Raw genomic sequence first — 22,804 nt, forward strand, 5'->3', positions numbered from 1 at the left:
GGGGCAGCTACTTTCCGGCCAAGCGAGTGAGGGCTTTGCGGACCACCTCCGGGTCCGAGGTCTCCCAGAACGGCGGCAGCGAGGCACGTAGGTAGCCGCCGTAGCGGGCGGTCGCGAGGCGCGAATCGAGAACGGCGACAACACCTTTGTCGTCGACGCTACGGAGCAGTCGACCGACGCCCTGCGCCAGCAGCAGGGCTGCATGGTTGGCGGCGACCGCGAGAAAGCCGTTGCCGCCACGTGATTCGACGGCCTGCTGCCTGGCCACCAGCAGCGGATCGTCGGGCCGCGGGAACGGAATGCGGTCCAGGATCACCAGGCTCAGCGACGGGCCCGGGACGTCGACGCCCTGCCACAGTGACAGTGTCCCGAACAGGGAGGTGGCCTCGTCGTCGGCGAACTTCTGCACCAGGGCACCGGTGGAGTCGTCGCCCTGGCACAGGATCGGCGTGTCGAGGCGCTCCCGCATCTCCTCGGCGGCGGCCTTGGCGGCGCGCATGGACGAGAAAAGTCCGAGTGTGCGGCCACCGGCGGCGCTGACCAGCGACTCGATCTCGTCGAGGTAGGACTTGGAGAGGCCGTCGCGTCCGGGCGGCGACAGATGCTTGGCGATGTACATGATCCCGGCCCGAGCGTGGTCGAACGGCGACCCGACGTCGAGCGAATTCCACCTGATCGACCCGGTATCGGACGGCGGTTCCACACCCGACGCCATCGCGGTGTCACTGCGCGACGGTTTCTCCGCAGGCAGGCCCCAGTTGACAGCCAACCCGTCGAACGATCCGCCGACGGTCAAGGTCGCGGAGGTGAGGACCACGGTGGACTCGGCGAACAGGCGCGCTCGCAGCAGCCCGCCCACCGACAGCGGGGCGATGCGGACGGTGCGTTTGACGTTGCCGCGGAAATCGTCGACGGCATGCCAGACGACGTCCTTGCGTTTGGCCGGATCGGGTTCGTCGAATGCCGTGAGAACACGGACCGCGCTGTCGTGAACCTCGTCGACCGCCACGAGTGCGGCGCTGCGAGCCGCGGCGGCCTCGGGGTCACTGGTGGCCATGCCCTGCTTGTTGGGACCGATCGCGGTGCGGACCGCCCAGGCCGCGTCGCGAATGGAGGCGAGCGCGGGGCCGACGCCGTCGGGTAGGGATTGCCACCGGCTCGCAGGCAGCTCGTCCAGGATCGCGGCCCAGTTCTCGGCAGCTCCTTCGAGCTGGTCGACCGTCTCCTCCTCGATGAGCTTCGCGCTACGACGCGCCGCGGCGGTGACGGTGGCGGCCGACAGTTCCTCGGTGGCCACGCCGGTCACTCGGTCGACCAGTTCGTGGGCCTCGTCGACGACCACGACGTCGTGCTCGGGCAGGATCTGAATTCCGGTGATCGCGTCGATCGCGAGCAGGGCGTGGTTGGTCACCACTACGTCGACCTGGGCGGCCTCGGTGCGGGCGCGCTCGGCGAAGCAGTCCTCGCCGACGGGGCAGCGGGATTTGCCCAGGCATTCACGCGCGGTGACGCTGACCTGACGCCAGGCCTGATCGCTGACTCCGGGCACGACGTCGTCGCGGTCGCCGGTCTCGGTTTCGGACGACCACTTGGTCAGCCGTACCACCTCGCGGCCCATGCGTGAGACCGCGAACGGGTCGAACAGTTCCGCATCCGGTGCCTCTTGCGCGGCACCGGTATGGATCTTGTTCATGCACAGATAGTTGTTGCGGCCCTTGAGGATTGCGAACTTGGGGCGACGGCCGACGGCCTCGGCCAGGGCGTCGGACAGGCGGGGGAGATCGCGGTCGACCAGCTGCCGCTGCAGCGCGATGGTGGCCGTGGAGACGACGACGGTCTTGCCCGATTCCACCGCGTGCCTGATGCTGGGGACGAGGTAGGCGAGGGACTTACCGGTTCCGGTTCCCGCCTGCACCGCGAGATGCTCCCCGGTGTCGATCGAGTGCGCCACCGCCGAGGCCATCGTCAGCTGATTGCTGCGTTCCTTGCCGCCGAGCGAGTGCACCGCGACCTGCAGGAGAGCGGGAACGGTTGGCAACTCGGTCTTCGACGGCACCGAAGCAGACTACTGCCGATCGCCCACCCGGTTCGGTACCGACACCGCTGTCACCCCTCGACGAAGCGGGTGGGTATCGCCGGTTCGCCCTGGGACAGCTTCAGGCCCTCCCACGGGAGGCTGACGAGGCGCCTGGCGAGCAGGTCGCGGCCGTCGGCGAGCGTCGGAAGGTCGGCGACTCGTTCGCCGCCGCGAACCAACGGCGTGGTCAACGTCTCCGCCGTCAGATCGCTCTCGACGGTCGGGGGAGCGTCGAACGGGTACACGATCTCCTCGACTGCGGTGCCGGTCCGGCGCGCGGTACGCAGCGCCGCCTTGGTGCCACCGCGCGACTCCTTGTGACTGCTGCGCTTGGCGACGGGAATGCCGTCGACGGTGACGAGTTTGTAGACCATGCCGGCCGTCGGGGCACCGGATCCGGTGACCAGCGACGTGCCGACGCCGTAGGAGTCGACCGGCTCGGCTCGCAATGCCGCGATGGCGTATTCGTCGAGGTCACCCGAGACGACGATCTTGGTCTTCGGCGCACCCAGGGCGTCGAGTTGGTCGCGCACCTGCCGCGCGAGCACACCCAGGTCGCCGGAGTCGATGCGCACACCGCCGAGTTCGGGCCCGGCCACCTCGATGGCGTTGGCAACGCCCTGGGTGATGTCGTAGGTGTCGACGAGCAGGGTGGTGCCCATACCGAGCGCGCGCACCTGAGCCGCGAATGCGGACCGTTCGTCCGGGCCGTCGGCAGTGGTGTGCAGCAGAGTGAAGGCGTGCGCCGACGTGCCCGCGCCGGGGACGCCGTGGCGTCGGACGGCTTCGAGATTGGACGTCGCGGTGAACCCGGCGAGATATGCCGCCCGTGATGCGGCGACAGCGGCTTCCTCATGGGTTCGACGCGAACCCATCTCGATGATCGGACGGGACTTCGCTGCCGCCACCATCCGCGCTGCAGCGGACGCGATGGCGCTGTCGTGATTGAGGATCGAGAGCACAACGGTCTCGAGGACCACGCACTCGGCGAAGGTGCCGCGGACGGTCAGAACAGGGGAGCCGGGGAAGTACAGCTCACCCTCGCGATAGCCGTCGATGTCGCCGGTGAACCGGTAGTTGCGTAACCACTCGACGGTGTCGGCGTCGAGGAATTCGGCGACGATCCGCAACTCGTCCGGCCCGAATCGGAAGCGCGCGATCGCGTCGAGAATGCGTCCGGTGCCGGCGAGAACTCCGTATCGACGGCCACCGGGCAACCTGCGCGCGAAGACCTCGAAGCTGCAGATGCGATCGGCGTAGCCGCTGGCCAGAGCGGCCGAGAGCATCGTGTATTCGTACTGATCGGTCAGCAGCGCGGTGCTGGCACCGTCGCTGTGATTCGCGTGATCTGTGGTCGCGTCGTTGCTCACCTCGCCCACACTACGAGCGAAGGGGCGAGCGTGGGACGCTGGCCCGACACGCCGTACCCTGTTGGGCATGCCTTGGTTGACGGTGGACGGCTCGCTTCTGCCCGTGGACGGGTTCTCGGCACGTGAGGTCGTCGCTGCGTCACCGCAAGCGGTCCCGGCCCAGACCGAGGCCGTTGCGGCCGACGAATCTCACGACACCCCCTGGGTCACCATCGTGTGGGACGACCCGGTCAACCTGATGCACTACGTCACTTACGTCTTCCAGAAGCTCTTCGGCTACAGCAAGGCCAAGGCGACCGAGCTGATGATGCAGGTGCACTCCGAAGGCAAGGCCGTGGTGTCGAGCGGCGAGCGCGACGCGATGGAGAACGATGTTCGACGGCTGCACGCGGCGGGTCTGTGGGCCACCATGCAGCAGGACAAGTAGTCAACCGCTCATCACCTCTTCATCAGAGAAGGACATCAGCAACAGTGCGCACGTGGACGAGACGGAATTCGCTGTCCGGGGTCAAGATCAAGTCCGAGATCGATGCTCGTGAGGCCGCCGTACTCCGTTCGCTTGTCGGCTCGGTTCTCGGATTGCTGCGCGACCGTTCCGCCGCTGCCCCCACCGACGAACTCGCAGCGCTGACCGGTCTGCGCACCGGGCACAACAGTCCGCCCGAGGACGCCGCACTGGCGCGGCTGTTGCCCGACTTCCACCGCGCCGACCCCGGCCGCGACGACGAGGACCCGACCGACCTCAACGGTGCCCTGCGCGGACTGCACGAGCCCGAGATCATCGACGAGAAGTTGGCTGCCGGATCGATGATCCTGGCCACGCTTCCCGAGTCCGGTGGCAAGATCGTGCTGACCCAGGAGCAAGCGGATGCTTGGCTGACCGGCCTCAACGACGTGAGGCTGGCGCTCGGCACGACGCTGGGGATCAGCGCGGACACACCCGACGTTCTCGACGAGGGTGATCCTCGCGCTCCACATCTCGACGTCTACCACTGGCTGACCTGGATGCAGGATTCACTCGTACAGGTCCTCATCCCCTAGGACGCACGCGTGACCGCTGCATTCCAGACTCCCGGACCGCGGGACTCCCTGACCGACGTGGCCGGTCTGCTGGTCGGTCATCATCACGAACTCGACGACGACGCCGCGATGGGCTCCGGTTCGGCCACCGGCTGCACCGTGGTGCGTGCGCTGGGTGGTGCGACGGCGGCCGTCGATGTTCGCGGCGGCGGGCCGGGGACTCGCGAGACCGATCTGCTCGATCCGAGCCACTCCGTGCAGCACGTCAACGCGATCCTGTTGACCGCGGGCAGTGCCTACGGGCTCGCCGCGGCCGACGGTGTCATGCGGTGGCTCGAAGAGCACGGTCAGGGCATCCCGATGGGCAGTCCCGATCACGTCGTACCGATCGTCCCCGCCGCGGTCATCTTCGATCTTCCGGTCGGCGACTGGGCTTCACGGCCGACGGCGGAATTCGGCTATCTCGCCGCGGCCGCAGCGGCAACCGATTTCGCGACGGGATCGGTCGGGGCCGGTGTCGGTGCCCGCGCCGGAGTTCTCAAGGGCGGTGTCGGTACCGCGAGCACGGTGATCGCGGGCGGTCCGGCGGACGGGGTCACCGTCGCGGCGCTGATGGTCGCCAATCCGGTGGGCGCGGTGTTCGACCCGCGCACCGGCCTGCTGTGGGGCGTCGGCACGCTCGGACCCGCGGCGTTCGGGATGCGCAAGCCCGACGTGAACCAGCTGTGGTCCGCGCTCGCCCTCGAACCGAAGGGCACTGCGCTCAACACCACGATCGGTGTTGTCGCCACCGATGCAGCGTTGTCGTCCGCGTCGTGCAAGCGGATTGCCGTCGCCGGTCACGACGGGTTGGCGAGGGCCGTGCGACCGGCACACTCGCCGCTCGACGGCGACACGATCTTCGCCGTGTCGACCGGCACCAGACCCGTCACCGCGGAGTCCTCGGTGCCCGCCGCGTTCTCCGCGGAACTCCCGGTGCTGGCCGCGGTCACCGAGGCCGCGGCGATCGTCGTCGAGCGAGCCATCGTCGCGGCCCTGCTCGACGCCACCTCGGTGGCCGGCATCCCCACGTATCGCCAGATCTTCACGTCCGCGTTCGGTGGATCGGGGGCCTGAGCTCAGCTCGCGCGATACCTCTGCCCGGTACCGTGGAGGGAACTGTTCCGGAGGCGATCATGAGCGATATCAGTAACCGTCCCGCCGAGCGTGCGCGGCCGGTCTGGATGCAGGCCGCCATTCTGGTGGGAGCATTCACCGTGTTGCTGTGGGTCATCGAGTTCATCGATGTGGCCAGCGGGTCGAGGCTCGAACGCAACGGGATACAGGCCCGCTCGGTCGAGGGTTTGTGGGGCATTCTGTTCGCGCCCGTGCTGCACGACGACTGGCAGCATCTGATCGCGAACACCGTGCCGATAGTCGTACTCGGATTTCTGGTGTTGCTCTCCGGTTTGACGCGTGGTCTGGCTGCCACCGGGATCATCTGGGTGGTCGGCGGGTTCGGCACCTGGCTGACTGCCGGTTCCTACACGAACACGATCGGCGCGTCGATCCTGATCTTCGGTTTCATCGCATATCTGTTGGTGCGTGGCTTCTTCACCCGCAAGCTCGGTCAACTCGCGATCGGAGTCGTGGTGTTCGTGCTGTACGGCAGCGCACTGTGGGGCGTGCTGCCGAGCGAGCCCAACGTCTCATGGCAGGGGCATCTGTTCGGCGCGGTCGGCGGAGTGGTTGCCGCTCGACTGCTGTCCGCCGACGCGCGAGCCGAGCGGGCACGCGTGAAATCGCTCGATCGGCCCACTTCGTAGGTTCGAGGTAACTGCAGACACACCCGTGGTCGGTGGTGAATTTCGCCGACTCGCGCTGTGAATACTGCCCGAACGTTTCGAGTGATGCGCTCGGCGTGGCAGCATGGCTTTCATGCGAATTACCGTCCTGGGATGTTCGGGCAGTGTGTCCGGACCCGATTCACCCGCGTCGGGCTACTTGTTGGAAGAAGAGGAGACCGCGCCGGTCGTCCTCGACTTCGGTCCCGGCATCCTCGGGGCGTTGCAGCGCTACGCCGATCCCGGAGATGTGAGCGTTCTGCTCTCGCATCTGCACGCCGATCACTGCCTCGACGTTCCCGGACTGCTGGTGTGGCGTCGCTACCATCCCAGCCCGCCGGAGGGACGAGCGATCGTCTACGGACCCAAGGACACGGCGTTCCGGCTCGGAGTCGCCTCGGCCGAGTGCGGCGGGCAGATCGACGACATGTCCGACACCATCGACCTGCGTCGCTGGGTGGACGGACGCACCGTGGAGTTCGGCAAGTTGTCGATTCTCGCTCGGCAGGTGTTCCATCCCCCCGAGTCGTACGGCATGCGCGTCACCACGGCGCAAGGCCGCACCTTCGCCTACAGCGGAGACACCGGAATGTGTCAGGCCGTCCGGGACCTGGCGCACGGGGCCGACATGTTCCTGTGCGAGGCGTCGTGGACCGACAGTCCGGAGCGGCCCGAGGGCGTGCACCTGTCCGGAACCGAGGCCGGCCGCATCGCTCGTGAGGCCGGGGTGGGGGAGCTGCTGCTCACCCATATTCCGCCGTGGACGTCCCGTGAGGACGTCATCGCCGAGGCCAAAGCGGAGTTCAGTGGACCGGTGCACGCCGTTCTCCCAGGGGACGTCTTCACCGTCTGAGGACGCGCTAGGCTTCGAGTCGTGTCCAGACGAGAAGACGGCAGGGCGGACGACGAGCTCCGCAACATCAAGATCACCCGCGGCTTCACCAGCCACCCGGCAGGGTCGGTGCTGGTCGAGTTCGGCGCCACCAGGGTGATGTGCACGGCCAGCGTCGAGGAGGGCGTGCCGCGCTGGCGGAAGGGATCCGGCCTCGGTTGGCTCACCGCCGAGTACGCGATGCTCCCGGCCGCGACGCACACTCGCAACGGCCGTGAGTCCGTCAAGGGCAAGGTCGGCGGGCGTACCCAGGAAATTTCCCGCTTGGTCGGGCGTTCACTGCGTGCCTGCATCGATTTGGCCGCCATCGGCGAGAACACTATCGCCCTCGACTGCGACGTACTGCAGGCCGACGGCGGCACCAGAACTGCAGCTGTCACCGGAGCGTTCGTGGCTCTCAACGACGCCGTCACCTACCTGCGAGCAGCGGGACGACTGGCCGATCCGCAGCCCATCTCGTGCATGATCGCCGCAGTCAGTGTCGGCGTCGTCGACGGCCGAGTGCGCCTCGATCTGCCCTACGAGGAAGATTCGCGCGCCGAGGTCGACATGAACGTCGTCGCCACCGACACCGGCACGCTGGTGGAGATCCAGGGAACCGGAGAGGGTGCGACCTTCCCCCGAACCACACTCGACAAGCTGCTCGACTCCGCATTCGTCGGCATCGAGAAGTTGTTCGAGGTGCAGAAGGAAGCATTGGCGTTGCCGTACCCGGGCGATCTGCCCGAGCCTGCGGCCGCGGAATCGAAGAAGAAGTTCGGTGGCTGACACCGAGCTGCTGGTAGCGAGCCGAAACGCGAAGAAGTTGCGCGAACTCCGGCGGGTGCTCGACGCCGCCGGAGTGGCCGGAATCGAACTGGTCGGCCTCGACGAGGTCCCGCCGTTCCCGGAGGCCCCCGAGACCGGAGCGACCTTCGAGGAGAATGCACTCGCCAAGGCGCGTGACGGAGCGGCGGCCACCGGATTGCCATGTGTGGCAGACGATTCCGGAATCGAAATCGATGCCCTGAACGCCATGCCAGGGGTGCTCTCGGCTCGCTGGTCCGGTGCGCACGGGCAGGACGAGGCCAACACCGCACTGGTGCTGGCGCAGTTGACGGACACCCCCGACGAGCGTCGCGGAGCCGCATTCGTCTCGGCGTGTGCGCTGGTGATTCCCGGCGGCACCGAGACGGTGGTCCGCGGTGAATGGCGCGGAGTGGTGGGCCGAGAGCCGTTGGGGGAGAACGGCTTCGGCTACGACCCCATTTTCGTGCCCGAGGGCGACGGCCGCAGTGCCGCGCAACTGAGCCCGGACGAGAAGGACGCCGCCTCACATCGCGGTCATGCACTACGCAAGCTCGTTCCGGCGCTCGAAGAACTGACGGGGCGGTAGCTCGTGGCGATGCGAACCGTTCTGACGCGGACGTCGGTTGTGTTCGCCGCCGCTGCGCTGTGCCTGGCGGGTGCCCCGGCCTCCGCGGCACCTGCCGCGGGATCGTTCGCCGAGGCCCTCGCGTACTCGATCGCGCACCCGGGCGTGACTCCTCCGGGCTCGAACGACTTCTCGTGTGTCCCGAGCGCGCAACACCCGGAGCCGGTGGTGCTGGTGCACGGCTTCCTGGAGAACTCGTACGACAACTGGGCGTCGCTGTCGCCGAAGCTGGCCGACGCCGGATCCTGCGTGTTTGCGATCGACTACGGCAACACCGGGCCGGTTCGGGCGTTCGGTGCGCTCGAGCCCATCCCGGAGAGTGCCGCGGAACTGTCGACGTTCGTCGATTCCGTGCTCGAGGCAACGGGTGCGCAGAAGGTGTCGATCGTCGGCCACTCGAAGGGTGGCACGGTGCCGCGCTACTACGCGCGCTTCCTCGGTGGAGACCGAACGGTGGCGCGCATCGTGGCGTTGTCCCCGCCGAACTACCCGACGGCGGGCCCGCCGGTGCAGGACGACGTGCTCGAGCGACTGAACGAGGGCAGCGACACCGTCTCGGGCATCGAATACACGACGATCGTCACCCGTTACGACCAGATCGTCGTTCCGTACACTGCCTCGCTGCTCAGCGGCGCGGGAAACACGAATGTGGTGTTGCAGGACGTGTGCCCGGCCAACACCGTCGAGCACACCGGAATCTCGTACGATCCGCTTGCTCAGCGGCTGGTGCAGAACGCATTGGATCCGGAGAACGCAGAGCCGATCAACTGCTGATGTCAGACGCCGAAGTCGGCTTTGACCTGCTTGGTGCGCTTGTGCTCGACGTAGAACGACAGGAACGGGATGGTCCCGGCCAACAGTGTGCCGATGGTGCGGGCGGCAGGCCACCGCACCTTGATCGCCAGATCGACGGTGAGCACGAGATACACGAGATAGACCCAACCGTGTACGACGGCAATCCAATTGGGCACGTTCTCGACCTTGAAAATGTACTTGGCGACCATCTCGGTCACGAGAACGAGCAGCCAGATTCCCGTGGCGTACGCAAGAACGCGGTAGCGCAGCAACGCGGACGCGATCTTCTGAGTCTTGTTCGCAGACGCCTGCGTCTTCTCCGGTGCCGAACTCACGTGGTGCTCCTGTCGGTCCCGCGGGATTCGTTCAGCTCCGCGAGGTAGCTGTTGTATTCGAGTAGTTGCCGCGCCTCGGGATCGTCGAGGTCGCGGGCGTCTGCCGCAGGCGCGCTGCGCTGGGGGAGCAGGTCGAGGGGCACCTCTGTGGGTCCGTCGGGTCGCGCTGCTGCCGCCTCGTCCGGGTCCTCGTCTTCGAGGCGGACGAACTTGCGGTATGCGTAGACCACGAACACTGCGAACAGAGGCCATTGAAAGGCATATCCGAGGTTCTGGCCGTTACCGCCCACTGCCTCGAAGCGCTCCCACTGCCACCAGCCGAGGCCCAGGCATACCGCCGCGGACACGATGACCAGCGCGATCAGTGCTGGCCGACGGTTCGGGCGGGATGAAGTCACCCCTCGACGGTACCGGAGGTACTACTACTGCAGGTAGTCGCGTGCTGCGGCCCGGTGGTGATTCTCACCATGGACGGTTCGAGTTCGGCTCACGCCCGACGACGGTTGGCCCGTGCCTGGGCGAGTTGCTCGGCACCGGGCCCGGTCACGTCCGCCAGGGCGCTGCTGCGTCCGGTCAGAACCAGTGCCAGGGTGCCGGCCGATCCTTCGATGACCGGGCCCTCGCCGCGGCTCCAATCCAGATCGGTCGCGCGCCACTGCAGTCGAAGCTCGGGGCCCTTGAACGGTGCGGCACCGCTCGCGGGCACCAGGAAGTCGAGCATCGTGATCATGCGATGGTCGGGAACGTGGTGTTCGATTCCCAGCGGCGTGCACAGGTCCAATCCGTGCACGATGACGTCGGACAAGGGGGCCAGCGGACCGTGGCCCGGCGGGGTGAATTTCTTGTCGGCATGAGCGGTGAGCAAGGCGGGCAATTCGTCTTCGTGCTCGCGACGAACGCGCGTGGTCATCAGTTGATTGGCTCGGTCGAAGTTGCCTCGGGTGCGCACCATGACGAGTCCGAACTGCCAGAGCGGGACGATCAGTGGCACCACCAGATGGGCGGCGACGTCTCGGACGGTCCAGGCCTCGCACAGCGATTGGGCGTCCCATTGTTCGGGGGTGAGAGTCTCGAGAGTTCTTGCGAGAGAACGTCTCTCGTCTGCGATCTCGGCGAAGATCGTGTCGTTCGATTCCTCGGGCATTCGAACCGCCTTCACACGTCGGAACTTGCAGAAGTCTCGAGAAAAGCCGGGCCGAACGACCGTGGTGCGCGAGGGGGGACTTGAACCCCCACGTCCTGAGACACTGGAACCTAAATCCAGCGCGTCTGCCAATTCCGCCACTCGCGCGTGCCGGTGAAGTCTACAACCCGGATGGTTGTTGTCAGTGGCGCGGTCTGTTCGACTGTGTGCCCACGAATTGGTGGGATGCTCACCTGTGCAGGTAGGCATCTGGACAATCGGTGGGCACACGTCATGCGGTGTACACCGTACGGTGTCGCTACACTCGCCGAGTGGCATCGAAAAAGGACGTCCCCTTCGACCCGGCCCGGACACTCGGGCTCCTGTGGCGAGTCGGTGCCAAGCCGAGCCGGACCGGACTGAGCGTGGATGCGATCGTCGATGCCGCCATCGAACTGGCCGACACGAACGGTCTGGAGTCGGTGTCGATGCGGAACGTGGCACAGCATCTCGGTGTCGGCGCGATGTCGCTGTACACACATGTGCCGGGCCGGGAAGAGCTGGCCGATCTGATGATCGATCGAGCGCTTGCGGGTCTCTACTCGCACGTCGACGAGCCGGCCTCCGTCGCCGGCGGATGGCGTCCCGCGATGCGCTTCGTTGCCGAGCGCAATTGGTCTCTGTATCAACAACATTCGTGGCTTCTCGAGGCGGAGGGGGCACGGCCCGTGCTCGGTCCGCACACCAACGACAAGTACGAGGCCGAGTTGCGCCCTCTCGAAGGCATCGGCCTGGGCGACGTCGAGATCGACTCCGTTCTCACTCTGGTTCTCACTCACGTCTCCGGTACCGCGCGAGCCCTGGCCGGCGTGACCCGTGTCAAGGAGCAGTCGGGCATGTCCGACGCCCAGTGGTGGGCGGCTACCGCGCCGATCCTCGAACGGGTGATGGACCGCGAGCGCTTTCCGGTGTCGTCTCGGGTCGGGACGGCCGCGGCGACGTCGTACGACGCCGCCAGCGACCCCGTGCACGCCTACCGGTTCGGGTTGGAGTGCATTCTCGACGGTGTGGAGGCGATGATCTCGCGAAGTCAGCCCGTCGGTCGAAGTGCCGCCTCGGAGTGACGCTTCTTCGGCCTACGTAACTTGTGTTGATATCGCCAGATTGCGTGCTCGAGTGAGGCGAGTTCGGTGCTCAGTGCGTCCGCGGTCGTTGCAAGGATCACGGACGCGCGATCCTCGGCAATGCCGACGGACAGGTTCTGGTGGAGCGGTTCGAGCGCGTCGGTGACGAACGAGTTCAGATGTTCGGTCGCCTTGTCGGTGCGCACTCCCAGATGCATGAGCATGCACTCCCAGGTGGTCTCGCCGAGCCCGGGAATCGCGCAGAACGCCTCGAATTGGTGCTCGGTGTGCTGCACGAAGTCGCTCGAACGACTCAGGCCCACCGAGATCAACGTCCGAGCAGCCACGGCAGCGGCAGCACCCTTGGTTCGACTGTTTCCCGGAACCAGTTGACGGTTGGAGAGAATCTCCACGAGTAGATCCGGACTGTTGGTCAGTTCGGCGAGGGTTGTCAAGTCGTCGAGTCGGTTATCGCCGCGATGCGATCTCCATCGTTGGACGACCGCACGGACCCCGCTCGTAGGGCCGCCGTAGGGAGCGCGCGCCGAGAAGATCGCATCCAGCAACGCCACCTCGCTCTCGCCCCGCCACCCCGGTGTCCAGTGTGGCGAACGGGATTGCGGCGCATGCGATTCGATGTGGACAAGCATCGCGTCGAGCTCGTCCTCGGTGCAGATATCCGTTACCGATGAATACATGAATTCCCCCCGGATTTCGTCGACCGCTCTCCCGGCGAGCGGCTCGTCCGCACAAGTTAGAGGACCGCACCGACAAGGTTGGGAGCTGTTCATCTGTGCTCGAGATCACATCACGAAAAGATAACGAAAAATGCGAGGCTTTCCTCATGTTCTGGCGTCCCGCTCGACGCTCTCGCCAGCGTGGATACGGGTTACCGACGAGTCGGGTAAACAAAAGGTAAAGCCGCTTCGAGTGACGTACTCGCTGGTAGCACTCGGACGTCCGAGCAAACCTGAGGATTTCCTCATGATTTTGTGTCAACCTTGAGCAGCGCGGAGGAGACCTGTCGACGAAGACCGGCTCACCGCTTCGACCCTGTAGCCCACGACGCCATGGGGCAGTCATCACAGCGAACGCCCCGACCCCCGAGGCGTCCACGAGAGGAATCTTCAGCCTTGACGATCAACGAGAGCACACCATCACACGGACGAGGCTCGCGAAGCACCGGCAACGCAGACAAATCCCCTAGAAGCAATGGCGGCTCTCGGACTCTGGCAGATCGTTTCGCCGCGGGCGAGCCGTACGCGTTGGCCTTCGGCGGCCAGGGCGCACCGTGGCTCAGCTCCCTCGAGGAATTGGCTCGCGACTCCGCGCTCGAACCCGAACTGACCGATCTCGTCAACGAGGCAGCAGTCACTCTCGCGCCCGTGGCAGACGAGCTGCTGGTCGTGCGCTCGGTCGGCTTCGACCCGATCGGTTGGATGCTCGAACAGGACCTCGCCGACGACGACACCGTCGGCTCGTACGGACCGTCCGAGGCGGCTCTGACCTCCGCTGCCGTCTCGCTTCCCGGAGTGTTTCTCACCCAGGTCGCAGCACTGCGTGCGTTGAAGTTGCAGGGGCTCGATCCGGCCCAGACTCCGCCCGTCAAGGTCGTGGGACACTCGCAGGGACTCATCGCCGCCGAATCGGTCGCAGCCGACGGCGCACAGGATGCGAACTTCCTGGCTATCGCCCAGCTCGTGGGTGCTGCCGCAGGTCTCGTCGGCCGCCGCCGCGGCATCATCGGTGCCGGAGACCGCGCGCCGATGGTCTCGGTTGCCAACGTCGAACCCGCACGACTGCAGGCGATCATCGCCGAACTTGCGATCGACGGAGCGCCGGAGCGATCCGCAGCTCTGGCCATCCGCAACGGCCGTCGTCGCGTCGTACTCTCGGGACCGCCGGCCCAGCTGGCTCGCGTGCAGGAGAAGTGCGAGCAGATCGCTGCCGAGGAAGAGCGTGACCGCGACGCCAAGAAGCGTGGCGGTGCCGTGTTCGCCCCGGTCTTCGAGCAGCTTCCCGTCGAGATCGGCTTCCATCACCCCGCCCTGGCAGATGCAGTCGAACTCGTCAGCGCCTGGGCGCAGCGTTGTGGGCTCGACGTCGACCTCGCACGTGAGCTCGCACAGAAGATCCTCGTCGACTCCGTGGATTGGGTCGACGCCATCGACGGTGTCGTCGACGCCGGTGCCGACTGGATTCTCGATCTCGGTCCGGGCGACCTGCTCACCCGCATGACCACTCCGGCGTTGCGTGGACAGGGCGTTGGCATCATCGCCGCGTCCTCGCGCGGTGGCCACCGCAACCTGCTCACTCCGGGAGCTGCTCCCGAGGTCCAGCCCGCATGGTCCGCCTACGCCCCCACTCCGGTCACGTTGCCCGACGGCCGCGTCGTCGTCGAGACCTCGTTCACCAAGATGACCGGACGTTCGCCGATCCTGCTCGCCGGCATGACGCCGACGACGGTCGACGCCAAAATCGTTGCCGCAGCTGCCAATGCAGGCCACTGGGCCGAGCTCGCCGGTGGCGGCCAGGTCACCGAGGACATCTTCACCGATCGTGTCGCCGAGCTCTCCACACTTCTCGAGCCCGGCCGCGCGATCCAGTTCAACTCGCTCTTCCTCGATCCGTACCTGTGGAAGCTGCAGCTCGGCGGACGCCGCATCGTGCAGCGCGCTCGCGCAGCGGGTGCGGCCATCGACGGCGTCGTCGTCACCGCAGGCATCCCGGAACTCGAAGAGGCAGTGGCCCTCATCGAAGAGCTGTCCGAGGCCGGCATCAGCTACGTCTCGTTCAAGCCCGGCACCGTCGCGCAGATTCGCGCCGTCATCCGTATCGCCAACGAGGTTCCCTCGTACCAGGTCAACGTCCACATCGAGGGTGGCCGCGCAGGCGGACACCACTCGTGGGAGGACCTCGACGACCTGCTGCTGACCACCTACGCGGAACTGCGGTCACGGCCCAACCTCGTCGTCTGTGTCGGCGGCGGCATCGGCACACCCGAGCGGGCAGCGGAGTACCTCACCGGAACCTGGTCGGCTGTGCACGGCTACCCGAAGATGCCGCTCGACGGCATCCTCGTCGGCACTGCCGCGATGGCAACCCTGGAGGCCACGACGGCTCCCGAGGTCAAGCAGCTTCTGGTCGACACACCCGGAACCCCCGACTGGGTCGGTGCCGGCACCGCGAACGGCGGAATGGCCTCGGGCCGTAGCCAGCTCGGTGCCGACATCCACGAGATCGACAATGCGGCATCGCGGTGCGGCCGACTGCTCGACGAGGTCGCAGGCAACGCCGACGCCGTGGCCGAGCGTCGCGACGAGATCATCGCCGCACTCGACGGCACCGCCAAGCCCTTCTTCGGTGACGTCGCCGAGATGACGTACCAGCAGTGGCTCGTTCGCTACCTCGATCTGGCCATCGGAACCGACTCGCGCAGCGACTTCGATTGCGGCGGCGAGTTCACCGATGCCGTGTCCGAGGCAAGCGAGTCGGTGTGGCTCGACGTCACCTGGCGTACCCGCTTCCTGGAGATGCTGCAGCGCGCCGAGGCTCGGCTGCACCCCGTCGATCGCGGACCCATCCCCACCTTGTTCGCCGATGCCGAGGTTCTCGAACGCCCGCGTGCAGCTCTGAAGTCGCTGCTCGCACAGTTCCCGGACGCCGCCGACGTGGTTCTGCACCCGGCCGACATCACCTTCTTCACCTCGCTGTGCCGCATGCCCGGCAAGCCGGTCAACTTCGTCCCCGTCGTCGACGGCGACGTGCGCCGCTGGTGGCGCAGTGACTCGCTGTGGCAGGCACACGACGCTCGTTACTCGGCCGATCAGGTCTGCATCATCCCCGGTACCGTCGCCGTCGCGGGCATCACTCGCGTCGACGAGCCCGTGGGCGAGCTGCTCGATCGCTTCGAGAAGGCCACCGCGGATCAGCTTCTCGCCGAGGGCGTCGAGCCCACGGCCATCGCGAGCCGTCGCCACGCCGAGATCGCACCCGGACTGCTCGGCATCGTGCTTGCTGCTCCCGACGTCACCTGGGCCTCGCGGATGACGCAGAATCCCGTTGCACGCCTGGGTGATCCGGCCGACTGGACCGTGGAATCCGAGACGGTCGCGGCGCACCCGCAGACCGGCTCGACGCTGACCGTGCTCGATTCCGAGCACGTGGAGCTGCTGGTTCCGCTCGCCCCGGGCAAGGAAGTACGCATCCGCCTGACGGTTCCGGCCTCCACGATCGACGGCGGCGCTCCCGTCGTCACCGCGCAGGACGCTCAGCAGGCCATGTCGGCTCTGCTCGGAGTTGCTGCAGGCCAGGATCTTCCGGCTGTCAAGGGCGGCGTCGCTCGACTGAACATCGCATGGATCCCCGATCTGATCGCCGACCACGCAGGCGTCACCGGATCCGGACTGCCGGACTCGCTGACCGTCAGCGGCAAGGCCGTTCCCGACGTTCTGGTCGGAGCCTGCTGGCCCGCCGTCTTCGCGGTGCTGGGTGCCACCCGCAACGCCGAGGGCATCGACGTCATCGAAGGCATGCTCGACCTGGTGCACCTCGATCACAGCGTCAACCTGGTCGGCGAATTGCCCACCGACACCTCGATTCTCGTGGTCAAGGCTGCGGCCGGAGAGGTGCTCGACACCGACCTCGGCCGCGTCGTCGAGGTCACCGTCGAGATCGGTGCCACGCTCGGCGAGGGCCTCGATGCTCCCGCCGTCGCAACGCTGGTGGAGCGCTTCGCGATTCGTGGACGCACCGGCAAGGGAGAGCTGACCGATCCGGCTCGCGCCGGCGGCTCGGTGAGCGCCGACGCCAAGGACACCCCGCGTCGTCGTCGCCGTCAGGCCACCATCGTGGCCCCGCGCAACATGGCCGCGTTCGCTCAGGTCTCGGGCGATCACAACCCCATTCACACCTCGGACGCCGCGGCGCTGCTCGCCGGCCTCGGCAGCCCGATCGTGCACGGCATGTGGCTCTCGGCCGCCGCCCAGCAGACGGTCACCGCAGTCGACCACGCGGACACCAAGACTCCGCCGCGTCGCCTCACCGCATGGACCGCACGCTTCCTCGGCATGGTTCGACCCGGAGCGGAGATCGATGTTCGCGTCGACCGCACCGGATTCGACCAGGGTGCCGAACTGATCGAGGTCTCCTGCCGTGTCGCAGGCGAACTGGTCATGGTCGCCACCGCTCGCACCGCACCGCCGAAGACCGTCTACGCGTTCCCGGGCCAGGGCATCCAGCGGGCGGGCATGGGCCTGGACGCTCGGTCTCGCTCGAAGGCCGCACGTGAGGTGTGGGAGCGTGCCGACAAGCACACCCGCAGCGCGCTGGGCTTCTCCATTCTCGCTGTCGTGCGCGACAATCCGACTTCGCTCAAGGCGCGTGGCGTCACCCACAAGCACCCCGACGGTGTGCTGCACCTGACCCAGTTCACCCAGGTTGCGATGGCCGTTCTCGGCGTCGCACAGGTTGCCGAACTGCGTGAATCCGGTGCGTTCGTGGAGAACTCGATTCTCGCGGGCCACTCCGTCGGTGAGTACAACGCTCTCGCAGCCGTTGCCGGTGTGCTCCCGCTCGAAGCCGTCCTCGAGGTCGTCTTCCAGCGTGGTTCGGCCATGCACGCGCTGGTTCCGCGTGATGCCAGCGGCCGCAGCGACTACCGCATGGCAGCGATCCGCCCGTCGCAGATCGGCTTGGCCGATCAGGACGTGCAGGGCTTCGTCGCCGGTGTCGCAGAAGAATCCGGTGAGTTCCTCGAGATCGTCAACCTCAACCTGCGCGGTTCGCAGTACGCCATCGCAGGCACGGTTGCCGGCCTCGGCGAGCTGGAGAAGAAGATCGCGATCCGCCGAGCGGAGTTCGGTGGCAAGGCCGCCTACATCATGGTTCCCGGCATCGACGTGCCGTTCCACTCCACGGTGCTGCGCGGCGGAGTCGACGACTTCCGCAACCGCCTCGAGACTCTGCTCCCCGAGCAGATCGATCCGGCGATCCTGGTGGGACGCTACATCCCGAACCTGGTGCCCAAGCCGTTCTCGCTGAATCGCGAGTTCGTTCAGGAGATCGCCGATCTGGTTCCGTCCGAGCCGCTGAACACCGTTCTCACAGAGTTCGATTCGTGGGCCGCACGGCCGAGTGCTCTGTGCCGGGTGATCCTGACCGAGCTGCTGGCATGGCAGTTCGCCAGCCCGGTGCGCTGGATCGAGACCCAGGACCTGTTGTTCGCAGACGAGTCCGACGGCGGCATGGGCGTCGAGCGCTTCGTCGAGATCGGCCTGGGGGCAACCCCGACCGTGGCGAACCTCGCGTCGCAGACCCTCAAGCTCCCGGGCCGCTTCGGCCACCCGGTCGAGGTACTCAACCTCGAGCGCGAGGCTGCGATCATCTACGGCACCGACACCGACCCGGCTCCGGCCGACGAGGAAGAGTCGACACCCGTGGAGGCCGCTGCTCCGGCGGCAGCTGCAGCTCCGGCCGCAGCTCCCGCTCCGGCATCAGCACCGTCCGGCGGACCTCGTCCGGACGACATCGCGTTCGTCGCCGCCGATGCGACCAAGATCCTCATCGGTCTGTGGACCAAGCTGCAGCTCGATCAGATCGGGCCTGCCGACACCATCGAGGCTCTGTGCGACGGTGTGTCCTCGCGTCGTAATCAGCTGCTCGTCGACCTCGGTTCCGAGCTCTCGCTCGGTGCCATCGACGGTGCAGCCGATGCCGACATGGGTGCGCTCTCGGGCACGGTGAACAAGCTGGCTCGTACGTACAAGCCGTTCGGTCCGGTGCTCAGCGACTCCATCAACGACCATCTCCGCAAGGTCTTCGGCCCCTCGGGTCGACGCCCGGCCTCGATCGCCGATCGCGTCAAGAAGACCTGGGAACTGGGCGACGGCTGGGCGCACCACGTCACCGCCGAGGTCGCCCTCGGTACCCGTGACGGTGCCTCGGTTCGTGGTGGCGCACTCGGTGGCCTGGCCGACGGCGCTCTCGCCGACGGCAACGCAGTCGACAACGTCATCGACGCGGCCGTGGCCGCGGTGGCCGCACGCCGCGGCGTCGCAGTCTCGATGCCGCAGGCAGGGGGCGGAGCCGGCGGAACCGTCGACGCTGCTGCTCTCGGTGAGTTCACCGAGCACATCACCGGCCGCGACGGCGTCCTCGCCTCCGCAGCCCGGTTGGTGCTCGAACAGCTCGGACTGGCCGATGCGCCCAACGCACTGCTGGCCGAGGATCCCGACGCCGCTCTGGTCGAGCTGGTCTCGGCCGAGTTGGGATCCGACTGGCCTCGCCTCGTCGCGCCGGCGTTCGACGCCAAGCGCGCCGTCCTGATCGACGACCGCTGGGCCACCGCCCGTGAGGACCTGGCCCGGTTGTGGCTCGGTACCGCAGGCGACGTCGCCGTCGAGTCCTTCGCCGGTGCCGGCAATGCCGTTGCAGCTCAAGCACAGTGGTGGAAGGCCAAGGCCGACTACGAGAACAAGGCAGTGCTGGCCGAAACCTTCGGACGCATCGCGGACATCGCGGTCGCATCCGAGGACAAGGGCCCATGGGCCGACGAGGTCGCAGTGGTCACCGGCGGCAGCAAGGGCTCCATCGCAGCTGCGGTGACGGCCAAGCTGCTGGCCGGGGGAGCGACGGTCTTCGTCACCACCTCCAGGCTCGACGACGAGCGACTCGGCTTCTACCGCAGCCTCTACCGCGACAGCGCACGCAGCGGAGCGTCGCTCTGGGTGGTTCCGGCCAACATCGCGTCGTACACCGACGTCGATGCACTCATCGAGTGGATCGGCAGTGACTACATCGACACTGCCGGTGGCGCAAAGACTCTCGTCAAGGCCGCAACGACACCGACGATGCTGTTCCCGTTCGCAGCGCCTCGGGTCATGGGCGAGATGTCCGACGCCGGAGCTCGCGCCGAGATGGAAATGCGCGTGCTGCTCTGGTCGGTCGAGCGTCTGATCACCGGACTGTCGAAGGTCGGTTACGACACCGACATCGACACTCACCTGCACGTGGTGCTGCCGGGATCGCCGAACCGCGGAATGTTCGGTGGCGACGGTGCCTACGGCGAATCGAAGGCCGCACTCGACGCAGTCGTCGCCAAGTGGGGCTCGGAGAAGAACTGGGCCGAGCGGGTGTCCATCGCCCACGCTCACATCGGGTGGGTGCGCGGCACCGGCCTGATGGGTGGCAACGATCCGATCGTCGAGGCCGTCGAGGCCGAAGGCGTTCGCACCTGGTCCACCGACGAGATGGCGACCGAACTGCTCGAACTGTGCACACCTACCGCTCGCCGTCAGGCTGCGCAGGAGCCGATCGTCGTCGATCTCACGGGCGGCTTGGCCAACACCAAGCTCAACCTCGTCGAGCTCGCTCGGGATGCAGCTGCGGCCGCTGCCGAGAAGACCGAAGAGGCAGAGGACAACTCGGTCATCGCGGCGCTGCCCGCACCGCCGCGGCTGTCCACGTCGACCACGGCTCCGGCCTGGCCGACACTGGACGTCGACCCGAAGGACCTGGTCGTCATCGTCGGCGCGGGCGAGCTCGGACCGTACGGTTCGGCACGTACCCGCTTCGAGATGGAGGTCGACGAGCAGCTCTCTGCCGCAGGCGTTCTCGAACTCGCATGGAACACCGGCCTCATCGCCTGGGAGAACGATCCCAAGCCGGGTTGGTACGACATCGAGTCCGGTGACCTGGTGCCGGAGGAGGACATCGCCGACAAGTATCACGACATGGTGGTCGAGAAGTGCGGTATCCGTACCTACGGCGACGACGGCGCGATGGTCGGCAACACCGCCCCGCTGATGACCTCGATCTTCCTCGACAACGACCTCACGTTCGTGGTCGGAACCGAGATCGACGCCCGGTCGTTCGCAGCAGCGGACCCCGAGCACACGCTGATCACACCGGTTCCGGATTCGAGCGACTGGCAGGTCACCCGCAAGGCGGGCACCGAGATTCGCGTTCCGCGCAAGATGAAGCTCACCCGCACCGTGGGTGGACAGATTCCCACCGGATTCGATCCCACCAAGTGGGGCATCTCGCCCGACATGGCCAGCTCGGTCGACCGAGTGGCACTGTGGAACATCGTCACCACGGTCGACGCGTTCATCTCCTCGGGCTTCAACCCGTCGGAACTGATGCGCTGGGTGCACCCCACGCTGGTCGCCAACACGCAGGGCACCGGCATGGGCGGCATGGAATCGATGCGCTCGCTGTACATCGACACCTTGCTCGGCGACGCTCGTGCGAACGACATCCTGCAGGAAGCTCTGCCGAACGTCGTTGCTGCGCATGTGGTTCAGTCGTACATCGGTAGCTACGGCGCGATGGTTCACCCCGTCGCCGCCTGTGCCACCGCGGCCGTCTCCGTCGAAGAAGGCGTCGACAAGATCAAGCTGGGCAAGGCGCAGCTCGTGGTCGCCGGCGGCTTCGACGACCTGAGCACCGAGGGCATCATCGGCTTCGGCGACATGTCGGCCACCGCGGACTCGGCAGCGATGACCGCCAAGGGCATCAGCGATCGACGGTTCTCGCGGGCCAACGACCGCAGGCGCGGTGGATTCGTCGAATCCCACGGCGGCGGAACGATTCTGCTCGCTCGCGGAGACCTGGCACTCGAGATGGGCCTGCCGGTCCTCGGAGTGGTGGCCTACGCACAGTCGTACGGCGACGGAGTGCACACGTCCATCCCGGCTCCGGGACTCGGCGCGCTCAGTGCCGGTCGCGGAGGAAAGGATTCGGCGCTCGCGCTCTCGCTGAACGCACTGGGCGTCAGTGCAGACGACGTGGCCGTGATCTCCAAGCACGACACCTCCACCGCAGCCAACGACCCGAACGAGGCGGAACTGCACACTCGCCTCGCCAAGGCCATCGGCCGTTCGGACGGCGCTCCGCTGTTCGTCGTCTCGCAGAAGAGCCTCACCGGACACTCGAAGGGTGGAGCGGCTGCCTGGCAGCTGATCGGCCTGTGCCAGGTGCTGGCCAACGGTGTCATTCCGCCGAACCGCAGCCTCGATTGCGTCGACGACAAGATGACCGGCTTCGAGCATCTGGTGTGGGCACGGGAGCCGTTGCGCTTCGGTGACTCGGTACCGCTCAAGGCAGGTCTGCTCACCTCGCTCGGATTCGGCCACGTGTCCGGACTCATCGCTCTGGTGCACCCGCAGGCGTTCCTCGAGGCCGTTCCGGCGGACCGACGTGCGCAGTACATCGCGAAGGCGAACGAGCGTCGCATCGCCGGTCAGCGCAGGCTGATCTCCGCGATGGTGGGAGGAGACTCCCTCTACGAGCGGCCCGACGATCGACGGCTCGGACATGACGGGACGCCGGCCAAGGCGTCACGCGAACTGGAGGCAAACGTGTTGCTCAACGAGTCCGCTCGCCTCGGCGCGGACGATGTCTACTCCTCCGGTCTGCCGGGTGCCATCTGATGGCGATCCTGGGAGTGGGTTTCGACCTGGTGACGGTGTCCGACTTCGCCGAGCAGATGGAGAAGGTCGGCACGACGATGATCCGCGACAGCTTCACCGCGGGCGAGCGGCGTCATGCCGCAACGAAGAGTTCCGACCCGACCCGCCACTACGCGGCTCGGTGGGCCGCCAAGGAAGCGGTGCTGAAGGCCTGGGCGACATCGCGATTCGCGCGTCCGCCGCAGATCGGTGACAACCCGTATCCGTTGATCGAGGTCGTCAACGATGCGTGGGGTCGGCCGTCGATCAAGTTGCACGGGATGGCACAGGAGTTCCTGCCGACGGTGAAGATTCATCTGTCGCTGACACATGACGGCGACATCGCCGCCGCGGTGGCGATTCTGGAGGAGTGAATTCGC

General features: G+C 66.9%; 17 protein-coding genes and 1 tRNA gene. 11 read left to right on the plus strand and 7 right to left on the minus strand.

The window, feature by feature from the left end:
• Positions 1-7 precede the first annotated feature (7 nt).
• Positions 8-2,056 (minus strand): ATP-dependent DNA helicase, encoded by a 2,049-nt coding sequence (locus QM590_RS17925; RefSeq protein WP_269595873.1) that lies wholly within the window; start codon positions 2,054-2,056, stop codon positions 8-10.
• A gap of 50 nt (positions 2,057-2,106) precedes the next feature.
• Positions 2,107-3,456 carry a nicotinate phosphoribosyltransferase gene (locus tag QM590_RS17930; RefSeq protein WP_269595872.1) on the minus strand — a complete coding sequence of 450 codons (1,350 nt, stop codon included), beginning with the start codon at positions 3,454-3,456 and terminating at the stop codon, positions 2,107-2,109.
• 58 nt (positions 3,457-3,514) lie between these two features.
• Between QM590_RS17930 and clpS the strand changes: the two genes are divergently transcribed.
• The 8 genes from clpS to QM590_RS17970 all read left to right on the plus strand — a co-directional run bounded on the left by clpS (position 3,515) and on the right by QM590_RS17970 (position 9,370).
• Positions 3,515-3,874, plus strand: coding sequence for an ATP-dependent Clp protease adapter ClpS (gene clpS, locus QM590_RS17935; RefSeq protein WP_269595871.1), 360 nt, complete (start codon positions 3,515-3,517; stop codon positions 3,872-3,874).
• A 44-nt stretch (positions 3,875-3,918) separates the two neighbouring features.
• Positions 3,919-4,488 carry an oxidative stress transcriptional regulator AosR gene (gene aosR / locus QM590_RS17940; protein ID WP_269595870.1) on the plus strand — a complete coding sequence of 190 codons (570 nt, stop codon included), beginning with the start codon at positions 3,919-3,921 and terminating at the stop codon, positions 4,486-4,488.
• A gap of 9 nt (positions 4,489-4,497) precedes the next feature.
• Complete coding sequence (locus QM590_RS17945) at positions 4,498-5,583, plus strand: P1 family peptidase (RefSeq protein WP_269595869.1); 1,086 nt, start codon at positions 4,498-4,500, stop codon at positions 5,581-5,583.
• Between the two features lie 59 nt (positions 5,584-5,642).
• Positions 5,643-6,272 carry a rhomboid family intramembrane serine protease gene (locus QM590_RS17950; RefSeq protein WP_269595868.1) on the plus strand — a complete coding sequence of 210 codons (630 nt, stop codon included), beginning with the start codon at positions 5,643-5,645 and terminating at the stop codon, positions 6,270-6,272.
• Positions 6,273-6,384: 112 nt separating this feature from the next.
• Positions 6,385-7,143 carry a cyclic nucleotide-degrading phosphodiesterase gene (locus tag QM590_RS17955; protein ID WP_188078671.1) on the plus strand — a complete coding sequence of 253 codons (759 nt, stop codon included), beginning with the start codon at positions 6,385-6,387 and terminating at the stop codon, positions 7,141-7,143.
• Positions 7,144-7,164: 21 nt separating this feature from the next.
• Positions 7,165-7,950 carry a ribonuclease PH gene (gene rph / locus QM590_RS17960; protein ID WP_269595867.1) on the plus strand — a complete coding sequence of 262 codons (786 nt, stop codon included), beginning with the start codon at positions 7,165-7,167 and terminating at the stop codon, positions 7,948-7,950.
• Complete coding sequence (rdgB, locus tag QM590_RS17965) at positions 7,943-8,557, plus strand: RdgB/HAM1 family non-canonical purine NTP pyrophosphatase (protein ID WP_269595866.1); 615 nt, start codon at positions 7,943-7,945, stop codon at positions 8,555-8,557. The genes rph and rdgB overlap by 8 nt, the downstream gene beginning before the upstream one ends.
• Positions 8,558-8,566: 9 nt before the next feature.
• A complete protein-coding gene (locus QM590_RS17970; RefSeq protein WP_269595865.1) occupies positions 8,567-9,370 on the plus strand; it encodes an esterase/lipase family protein in 804 nt (267 codons plus the stop codon).
• 2 nt (positions 9,371-9,372) lie between these two features.
• Here the strand turns inward: QM590_RS17970 and QM590_RS17975 are convergent, their stop codons facing one another.
• The 4 genes from QM590_RS17975 to QM590_RS17990 form a co-directional block, all read right to left on the minus strand.
• Positions 9,373-9,726 (minus strand): DUF3817 domain-containing protein, encoded by a 354-nt coding sequence (locus QM590_RS17975; protein WP_068050412.1) that lies wholly within the window; start codon positions 9,724-9,726, stop codon positions 9,373-9,375.
• On the minus strand, positions 9,723-10,124 hold the full coding sequence (locus QM590_RS17980) for a transcriptional regulator (protein ID WP_188078670.1): 402 nt from the start codon (positions 10,122-10,124) through the stop codon (positions 9,723-9,725). Before QM590_RS17980 ends, QM590_RS17975 begins: the two co-directional genes overlap by 4 nt.
• An 89-nt stretch (positions 10,125-10,213) precedes the next feature.
• Positions 10,214-10,870 (minus strand): maleylpyruvate isomerase family mycothiol-dependent enzyme, encoded by a 657-nt coding sequence (locus tag QM590_RS17985; protein WP_269595864.1) that lies wholly within the window; start codon positions 10,868-10,870, stop codon positions 10,214-10,216.
• A gap of 62 nt (positions 10,871-10,932) precedes the next feature.
• Positions 10,933-11,017 (minus strand) — tRNA-Leu (locus QM590_RS17990).
• A 164-nt stretch (positions 11,018-11,181) separates the two neighbouring features.
• Between QM590_RS17990 and QM590_RS17995 the strand changes: the two genes are divergently transcribed.
• Positions 11,182-11,973, plus strand: a complete 792-nt coding sequence (locus tag QM590_RS17995) for a TetR/AcrR family transcriptional regulator (RefSeq protein WP_269595863.1) — start codon at positions 11,182-11,184, stop codon at positions 11,971-11,973.
• Here the strand turns inward: QM590_RS17995 and QM590_RS18000 are convergent.
• Positions 11,940-12,671, minus strand: coding sequence for a DUF8548 family protein (locus tag QM590_RS18000; RefSeq protein ID WP_269595862.1), 732 nt, complete (start codon positions 12,669-12,671; stop codon positions 11,940-11,942). The two genes, QM590_RS17995 and QM590_RS18000, sit on opposite strands and share 34 nt — an antisense overlap.
• 435 nt (positions 12,672-13,106) lie before the next feature.
• Here QM590_RS18000 and QM590_RS18005 point away from each other — a divergent pair, with 435 nt between their 5' ends.
• Both QM590_RS18005 and acpS read left to right on the plus strand, forming a co-directional pair.
• Entirely contained in the window at positions 13,107-22,406 is a 9,300-nt protein-coding gene (locus tag QM590_RS18005; protein ID WP_269595861.1) for a type I polyketide synthase, read from the plus strand.
• On the plus strand, positions 22,406-22,798 hold the full coding sequence (gene acpS, locus QM590_RS18010) for a holo-ACP synthase AcpS (protein ID WP_008715184.1): 393 nt from the start codon (positions 22,406-22,408) through the stop codon (positions 22,796-22,798). The genes QM590_RS18005 and acpS overlap by 1 nt, the downstream gene beginning before the upstream one ends.
• Positions 22,799-22,804: the final 6 nt, after the last annotated feature.

The sequence above is a fragment of the Rhodococcus sp. IEGM 1372 genome, assembly GCF_030056835.1.
Classification (GTDB): domain Bacteria; phylum Actinomycetota; class Actinomycetes; order Mycobacteriales; family Mycobacteriaceae; genus Rhodococcoides.